Raw genomic sequence first — 8,524 nt, 5'->3', positions numbered from 1 at the left:
AAAATATGAAGTCAAGTTGTCTATGATGGCGTTTGCTGCCGTGGATATCAGGGGCTTATTCTCAATTTACCTGCCCGCGGTGTTCATGAACAATCTGAACGATCGGTAGAGTTGCAAAGCGCTACTGCACTTTGCAACTCTACCGATCGTAACCGCTAAAGGCGGCATGCTGACCATTGATCTGTGCAGATCATTGAAGGGATACCCGCATCTGATGTCATTGCTGCTTTTTCAAATAAAGATCAAACCAGGCGATTAGCTCATCGTAGAGATTGCGTACATTTGCAGGGGAAAGCGCAATAGAATGGTTCTCTCCGTGATAGCGCAGCAGGCGCGCCGGCTTTCCTTGCTGATCAAGCAATGTAAACATCTCCTCGGCTTCGGCAACGCTTCCCCGTATGTCGAATGTGCCGTGCGCCATGAGCAGCGGGGTATGGATCGTTGAAGTGTACATGATGGGCGAATTGGCCGCGTAAATCCCTGGATCACGATAGGCCTGTGCTGGCATGCGCATGGCAGTCGTCACGATCGTGGGATTAACTCCCTTGTCCTGAGCAATGCCTGGCCAACCGTCGCCGCTGCGATCAAACGCTCCGTACGTCGTGTGCATGTCCGCGATCCCATCGATAGCGGCGGCTGCCGCGAAGCGGCCGGTTTGCGTAACAAGGGAGTAGGTAGCGTAGCCGCCGAAACTCTGCCCAAAGAGCCCGACACGTCTCGGGTCGCTCCCTTCCAGTTCGATGAGTTTGTCCACAGCCGGCAGCACCCCTTCTTTCATATGGAGGTAGGGGCCACCGGATAGCTCCTGTGCGCGCGGCATGGATGGGACGAGGACCGTATATCCTTTCGCTGCATAAAGTTGAAGGTTGTAGATTCCGGGCAGAAGGCGGTCATCCCAATAGTCTTGCTTGCCCCGGATCATGGTGCCCGGATAAACCCAGACCAAGACTGGGTGGCTTTGCCCTCGACGGTGTCCGGGCGGATGGATCACCAGGGCCTTCAGCGGTGCTCCGCCTTCACTGACATAATCGATCGTGGAAATTGCCCCCCAGTCGATGGAGGCCAGATGGTGGTTGACCCGGAAAAGCTCCAGCGTCCGATCGGTGCCGGCCGGCCTTCCTTGTAGCACCACCCCCCGATCAGTCAGTTCCCGCCATATCGAACCGTACCTGTCCTGAGCGAGAAGCTGTGCGCCTGAGGGTAAATCAAGACGCTTCGACTTGGTCGGGGGAGAGGCTGGACGCGGTTTGCTCCTTTCCGACAGATACCACCAAGTTTCGGTTCCCTCGCTGGCTGAAATCTGCCGGCCGCGTATGAGCAGGGAGCTGTTTTTGAGCCATCGGGCAGAGAGCTCGTGGTCAACCGGACCGGCGTCCCAAGTCCGATCGACAAAGTTTGGGGCGACGGAAGAGACTTTCCCGGAACTTGCATCGAGACGAAACACACGCACGTCGCGGGTACTGCCGGACGCCCGCGCGCGCAAAAGCAATGCGGTACTGTCAGGAGACCAGTCAAGCAGGTCCAGTGGATAGCGTGCCTCTTCCGGCACCGTGACCCGGCGCGGGGGAGACTTGGCGGTAAGGTCGATGAGGATGAGCCGCTTATCCGATGCGGTTTCATCGTTGTTAAGAGGTTTCGGCCCGACTTCCTGCGGCGGGATCACGCCAGCAGGGGCCAGGACAGCCGCTGTTTTGCGGTCCGGGGACACCACTAGGGAGAGCATTCCGCGAAAAGGAAAGGCTGGGACGCTAGCCAGAAGCTGCCGTTCGCCACTCGCTGCATCAATCAGCGAGATTTCCACCTGATACTGTTCTCGTGTGCCAGAGAGATTTTCTCTGCCGCTGTCGGCGACGTCGACGGTGCTTGTCGTTCCATCCCGCAGCGTTTGGGCGACCTCACCGGCAAATTCCAGTGCGCGCGTGTTCTGGGTGAGCAGTGAAGAATTCTGCCCGGCGGGCATCTGCAGGACGAGCAACCTGTGTTCGTCGAGCCAGAGAAATGGTGCGCGTTCGCCTGCCCCCTCCGAGGGTGTACATCCCAGCGACTGGCGCTTCGCGTCTGCTCCTCCACGCAAGTCCAGCGCATTAAGCGGAGAGCCGTAACGCGTCATGGTCATCATGGGCTGCTGCGAAATGCGCCGGATCCCGTCTGTAGCGCGGGTCCACATGTATAGGCGAACGGCATCCCCGCCATGTGGCTCGGCTCCTTCGGGGCGGGTCGATAGAAAGGCGATCCTTTTACTGTCTGGACTCCACTGCGCGCACCAGTTTCCTGCCGCTGCCGCATGCCCATCAGTGAGGTTCCGACGGTCAGACCCATCTCGCCGAACAAGCCAGACATCGGCGCGGGACGGATCCACTTCATAAAAGGTGCGACCGGCCACTTCCCCCTCTCCGGCTGGCCGTTGCACAACGACAGCAAGGTCCTCTCCATCGGGAGAGGCGGCGACCTGCTCCATAGCTACCGTGCGAAGGACATCGTCTATCGTCAGGGGGGCCGCATTTGCCGTTCCGGAGACCAAAGTGATGGCCATAAAGGCCAGTGAGACGTAAAATGATCTGCGCATGCCCCAACTTTGATCCCAGCAGTGAATATGGCCTATCAATAGAGGCGCCTATCTTTTTAAAGGCAAGATTTTCGGCTTGTTGCCACCGAGCCGGATGTCACCACTACAGATCGCAACGGTCACTGTGCCGGCGGTGATTTCAACATAACGATATTTGCGTCACTGCCCCTTTTCGAAGAAAGCCGTTCATAAGCTTGGCGCCAACGCGCCGCGTCGCGCTCGGCATTCACGCGAGCATGAAAGTGCCCGGCAGCTTCGGCCAACGCCATCTTGAGTTGCTTCCGGGTCTCGGAAAGTTCGGCTCGTAAATCGATGATGGTAGTTGCTGTCCCACGCGAAGCATGAGGTTTTGCCAGCTCCATCAGGCGGTGCTTGACGGTTGGATAGGTGGTATCTCTCGTTGCGATCAATGTCCGAGACCGGCCAGCCTCGAGCGCCACATTCGAAATGTTGATCGCAAGCCTGCCAGTCTCCTCTTTCCTTTTCTTAAGCGCCGGATGGGTCGGTCTGCCGCTCACCAAGCGTTCGATTGCCATCAAGAAATCGGTTTCGATCTCTGCTCGTCTCCTATTCTCTGCCATCCACCGCCTCCATATCGACGCGTGCTTCCAGCGCACCGATGTCAGCGCCAATCGCAACAAGTAGCGCACGGGCTTGGGCAGCTCGATCGCCGATGACCCGGAACGTGTCGCCGTTACCTGCGCGTACCGCGGCTCGGAAAGCCGTCATGTTGGCGAGGAAGCGATCCTCCCAGAAAGTACGGTGTTTTGAATCTATTACGAAGGATGGGCAGCCGGCGCACACGCCGGGCTCCCGTGTCTCATAGTTCGGCTCTTTATTCAGCCAGGAAGATGTGCCGGCGAGTTGGTGGCATCTCATCGCCTGCGGAACAAGGGGGAGGCATTTGCCATGGGGTGCGAACCACAGCCTGATATCATATTCGAACACGAGAGAGATTGCATTGCGCCACCCTTCGCCTCCGCCTCGGACGCCTATTTTGGTGCGCAATTCTTCAATCGAGGCCTGAAGTTGGTCGCCCATGCGCCCGGATACCAGCGTTTTGCCGGTGGCAAGTTCGTACAGGAGAAGCGCGGTATGTTGGCGCTGCGTCGTGGACAGCGGCTCAATCTGCAGAAGATTGGTGCCCCAGTAATGCCCTTCGGTCATCGCCTGGCTGATATGGTGAAAATGCATTTGCACTGCCGGAAGGAGGCGAGGATCAACACTCAGGGCGAAGTTTGCATAGAATTTTCTGAATTGGTGGCTGCGAATGCAGCGGCCGTTGGTGTTCTTGTACGGGACAAGGTCATTATCTTCGGCCGGATGCTCCGATTGGTTGGGGAGTGAAGTGAAATCTACCCACTCTTCGACAAAATCACGCATACCTTTCAGAAGGGACATGGATCGAATTTGGGCTACAGATGCCGACCTGACCGGCAACCCTCTGAGGTTCGTGAATTGTACCAGGAGGCGATCGGACCGAAGCATCTGCCGGTAGCGTGCAAGTAACTGATCCAAAATGATGATTGCCCGGACCGGCAGCGGCAAATCGGACGCCCCCTTCGGTCGCATTCCAGCAAGCCAGTCGACTTCTCTAGGGGTGTCCTCCATCTTCGAGATAACAGTCCGGATCAGGAAAATCTCGTTCAACCCAGTGAAGCTGGGTACGACGCGCACGCAACGCGGCAAGCCAGATTGGTCATCCATTCCAGCAGGAAGCCCACAAATCTCAGATATCCGCATGCCGGTGCCTGCTTGAATGGTGATCGCTGCCGCATTGCGTACGGCCAAGAGCAATTGCCTGAAGCGTTGTGCCGGGTAGATGAGTTCTCCGCGTTCGTTCGTGATGATCTCCAATCGATCGTGCCAAGGCTCTCCTGTTTGGGGATTCCTGCTGAATATGAAGGCCTTCAAGGCTTCGCCTCGAAGTTCCTTTTTATACACCTCGGACGTTCCGGGACCGGTGTGATGATCGGTCGGTTCGCGATCATTGATGGCATCGCATTGAGCCTGCAGTCTCAGGACGTCATCTGTGGGTTGGCCCAGGAAATCAGCGGCCCTGTTGAGAACAGGAATGGCAATCTCGTCAGGCAGCGGCATCGTGTATCCGTCCGCCCTCGCAGTAACCTCCCTAGCCATCTCGATGGCGCCTCGCCCTCCCCATGGAATCTGCGGCATCGGAGCGATGCCTGCCGCGGAAAGTTCCCCACGCTGCTGCCACAATGCGATTATGGGCCGAAGACGAAGGTTAGCCTGGGCTTGACTTAGGTCATCGCCGTCGGAGTCTTCGGCAAGGGAGTAAGCGAGGTCGTCACGATATGATGCGAGCGCTGCAGGATCGAGCTGATCCGGTTTGTCATAGCTGTTTTGAACCAACCAGGATGCCAAGTAACGTAGCCCGGTTGAGGTGGTCGACGCAGAACCCGGTGAGAGAGGTTGAGCATTGTTACCGGGCGAAGCAAAGAGCGACCATGCGAGACGACGCAGCCAGTCGAGCAGGTTGTTATGATGTTCGTCCAGCAGATTGCGACCATCAGGGAGGATCAGATCCCAAGAGAGCATGCTTGCCGACGAAGGGGCGCCAGGCACCGGATTGTCGAAGAACCAGCGAGCATCACCCCATTTGCTCGACGGGGATACTGGCGCATCGCGAAGATCTGCATCATGGCGCAGGTGGAGCCTGGAGTTGCTCGACAGGGTCGCGAAGGCCGTCATCCGACGGTGGGTAGCTTGACGTTCAGCCGCGAGGCTGTCGCGGCGATCACAGGGTCGACAAATTGCAGCAGAGCGTCGACATCTAGGAGGATCGGCGCCCAACGGGCGACCCAGGCCTTTGGTCCAACACTTGGCTGGGCCGCATATATCGCCTGACGCAGCCCCTGGTACAGCGCCACATTGGCAGCCTTCCCAATTTCTGCCGCAGCTAATGGGCAGCTGGGGCAATGGCCATAAGCATTACACAATCGCCCACGGCGCTGCCCAGGCAGTGGGCTGTCCATAGGGTCAAGGCAGATGAAGCCGGGCGTTGCCGCGCCGCGATCCATCGCGGGTGCAAGCAATCTTGAGCGCGGGTCGATAACACCATGAGTCTCACGCCATCGTTCACGTGCAAGGAAAACTTCTCCAAGTCGCTCATTATACCGCTGGATTGTACCGTTAGAGGTATAGTGGCGCCAGAGGGTCTGCGGATCTTGCTGTTGACCAACCGCGCGTGCAGCGAGGATATCACCGGTTGTCACCTGTATCTCATCGAGAATGGTCGGGCGAATTTGGGCCAGATAGAACGGTTCCAACCCATGGTCCTTGATAAAACTGCGCAAGGCGAGGCGCCATTTTGAATCCTGGGTATCGCGGTCGTCGCGACCGAAGGAGGTTACGCGCTTGTCGCCGCGCTCTGGTACGAACAGAAAGACATGATCCTCATCGCGTGGGTCAGTAATGTGTGGACGCAGACGTTCGGTCAGACGTCTCAGGAGGTCGAAAAGCTGGGCGGCATTAGTACCGTCTCCGGCAGTCGCATCCAATGTTGCGACCGGATCAGTGGCAGCCCTGGGTTTGCTCCCGACAATCCGAACGAACTGCTGCCCAAACCGATTCCCGAATGCAATATTGGACCATTCGAGGCTTAAGATCGTGTCGCTGTTGAACGCGGTCGCGACAGACAGGAGCAGAACGAAAGGAACGAGGTCGCGGCCGCTGGCGTAGAAATAGCCTGCGGTCTCTTCGCGGCCAAGAATCCGAGCAGCGTTCCCAATAGCTGTGTCATGTCGACGGATAACTTGAAAGTTCGGTATAACTCCCGGGTACATGCACTCCAATGCGGCGAGGCACAGGCCCTGGTCTTTCCGGTATGAGCCGCCGAGACAAAGAGCTTCTCTTCCCTTGGCGAGGAGATGTTCTCCTCGCTGCAGCCGCCCTGCAATCGCAAATACCTCCCCTTCGGCAGCCGAAATGATCCGAGCGAGATGATCCTTGGAAAGCCGGGGCCTCGGGCTGGTCTTGCGCGTTCGACCGACCCACAGGTTTCTCGGCACGTCGGCGATCACCCCTTGCGCATGCAAACCCCAGCCCGGATCATCCCGTAAGGCTTCCACGATTGCGATCAATGCGTAGAAACGAGCGGATCTCACTGAAGGTTGGAGGAGATTCCCGTGCCGGCTAGCTTCGTCGCTGTTCAGCCATGAGATAAAGGTCAGCATCAGGGATTTATCGAAATCAGCCAGTGTAAGATCGGCCCGTCCCGTTTGCTGGAGGAATCCGAACCACCCCACGGCTAAGTCGCGCTTTCGATGAATCTTCGTTTTATCAGCGTGTGAAGCACCCCAAAGGCGGAACCCGTGAGTGATGGGTTCGATCAATCGGGGATGATTGTTGAGAAAATCTAGTTCAATGGAAAGCGGAGGCAATCCGGCGCGCGGAAAGGTGACGATGGTCTTAGCCGATGAAGGTGCCGGAAGATTGCGCCGCCCTTCGAATGGAACGAGGCTGCCGGGGGCTTCTGCCTGCTTGCGCAACAACGCTGCAATCGATGGAGTGCGAGGGCTTCTCAAGGTTCGATCCCCAGCAATCGCCGAGCGTCGAAAAAATGTCCGTGCTGGCCAAATATCTCGACAAATGAGAGATAGGTGTTGATCGTCGTTGTCAGCTGCGCGTGACCAAGTTGGGCTTGAATCTTCTTCCACGGTTCAGGATTACCGTTCCGCTTCTCGAACCAATAGGTGAGCACAGCATAGGTATGTCGAAGATCGTGGACACAGTGACTGGCCCTCTCGCGTACGAATATCTGGCCCGTTCCTGGATCGGTGACGTTCTCCTTTAGTATCAGGTTGGTACGAAGGCATGCCTCCTCGATCACCTGCTGGAAACGCCGGTGAGATATCGGGCGACCTGGCGCATTGGCTTCCAGCCCAGACAGGAAAAGATTTGGAGGTTCGGCAGCGCAGTTTTCTCGGGCAAGAAGAGCAGCAGCGCGCTCTGTCGTAATGTACGTCAAAGCATCGAGGACGAGCCAGTTCGGAACGGCCACCATCCGCCTCTTGCGCCCTTTACCGATGATGGACAGAGGCTGCTCAGCGGCGGGTGCCGCTCTATCCGGTCGCATGCTTTCAATCTGATAATGGGTGAGTTGATGGATCTCGTCGTTACGAAGGCCAACAAACAGGCCGAAATCGCCAATCAGTCTGTCACGACATGGACGTGGATCAGATACTTGCTCCGTTGCCCGCGGCCCCAGAGCCTGCAGAAATGCGGGAATCTCCGCCGCCATGAAAGGGCGTATCGTCGATTTGTGGGGGCGCCGCTTCGGTGCGAGATCAGTCCAGTACCGGGGTCGATCAACTCGACCGAGATGCGACAATGCCGAACGATCCAGTGGCGGCCGGAAAGGTGACCATGTCGAGAGCTGGCGTATGGAGGCGTCGCTGTGCCACCCCCATTCAAATGACCGCTCATAGAATGCCGCGATCACAGACATACGGTTCGCAATGGTTCCAGCTGCATATGGACGCTTGGTCAAGGGCGAGACACCGGTCTCATACATCTCGCGATAGGCAACGAGTTCCGGGCGGCCAGCAATGTGCAGATCCGGAATGCCGAGATCAGCAAGGAACTCGATCCAGCTCGCCATAGCGAATGCAGCATCACGCCAAGTATGTGGTGACGCTCTACGCCCACTCTCAACATAGTGACGGCGGATGAAGAAGGTCGGGAACTCGAGCAGGCGTAAGGTCTGGGCGTCAAATAGGGCCGGTTCTCCCTTCTTGAGGCCGTATGCCGCCGGCCCGTTCAGAAAAACGAGCACATCCTTCGGCAAAGACGCAAGGCTGAGACGGCTCTCCAAGTGGCACCCCCTTCGCGTGTAGCCAGATTACCCGGATACCTCGTCCGGCGAAATGCGCTTGCTGTCAGCCGGTCTCAGGCCGCCGCGAAACGCACACCAGAGGGATCACTTCATATTTT

5 protein-coding genes are annotated in these 8,524 nt (G+C 57.5%); all 5 read right to left on the bottom strand.

Going from position 1 to position 8,524, the window contains the following annotated elements; all coding sequences use genetic code 11:
- Positions 1–217: 217 nt before the first annotated feature.
- The 5 genes from GR702_RS21715 to GR702_RS21695 all read right to left on the bottom strand — a co-directional run bounded on the left by GR702_RS21715 (position 218) and on the right by GR702_RS21695 (position 8,405).
- Positions 218–2,116 carry an alpha/beta hydrolase family protein gene (locus tag GR702_RS21715; protein ID WP_237449882.1) on the bottom strand — a complete coding sequence of 633 codons (1,899 nt, stop codon included), beginning with the start codon at positions 2,114–2,116 and terminating at the stop codon, positions 218–220.
- A 569-nt stretch (positions 2,117–2,685) separates the two neighbouring features.
- The gene (locus tag GR702_RS21710) at positions 2,686–3,147 is read right to left on the bottom strand and encodes a hypothetical protein (protein ID WP_048939543.1); all 462 of its coding nucleotides are present in this window, start codon (positions 3,145–3,147) and stop codon (positions 2,686–2,688) included.
- Positions 3,134–5,281, bottom strand: coding sequence for a site-specific integrase (locus tag GR702_RS21705; RefSeq protein WP_125999104.1), 2,148 nt, complete (start codon positions 5,279–5,281; stop codon positions 3,134–3,136). The genes GR702_RS21710 and GR702_RS21705 overlap by 14 nt, the downstream gene beginning before the upstream one ends.
- Complete coding sequence (locus tag GR702_RS21700) at positions 5,278–7,083, bottom strand: hypothetical protein (RefSeq protein WP_125999102.1); 1,806 nt, start codon at positions 7,081–7,083, stop codon at positions 5,278–5,280. Before GR702_RS21700 ends, GR702_RS21705 begins: the two co-directional genes overlap by 4 nt.
- A gap of 29 nt (positions 7,084–7,112) precedes the next feature.
- The gene (locus GR702_RS21695; protein ID WP_048939546.1) at positions 7,113–8,405 is read right to left on the bottom strand and encodes a tyrosine-type recombinase/integrase; all 1,293 of its coding nucleotides are present in this window, start codon (positions 8,403–8,405) and stop codon (positions 7,113–7,115) included.
- Positions 8,406–8,524 lie beyond the last annotated feature (119 nt).

The organism is Novosphingobium silvae (genome assembly GCF_009856825.1).
GTDB classification, from domain to species: domain Bacteria; phylum Pseudomonadota; class Alphaproteobacteria; order Sphingomonadales; family Sphingomonadaceae; genus Novosphingobium; species Novosphingobium silvae.
This window is presented reverse-complemented; position numbering and strand designations above follow the sequence as displayed.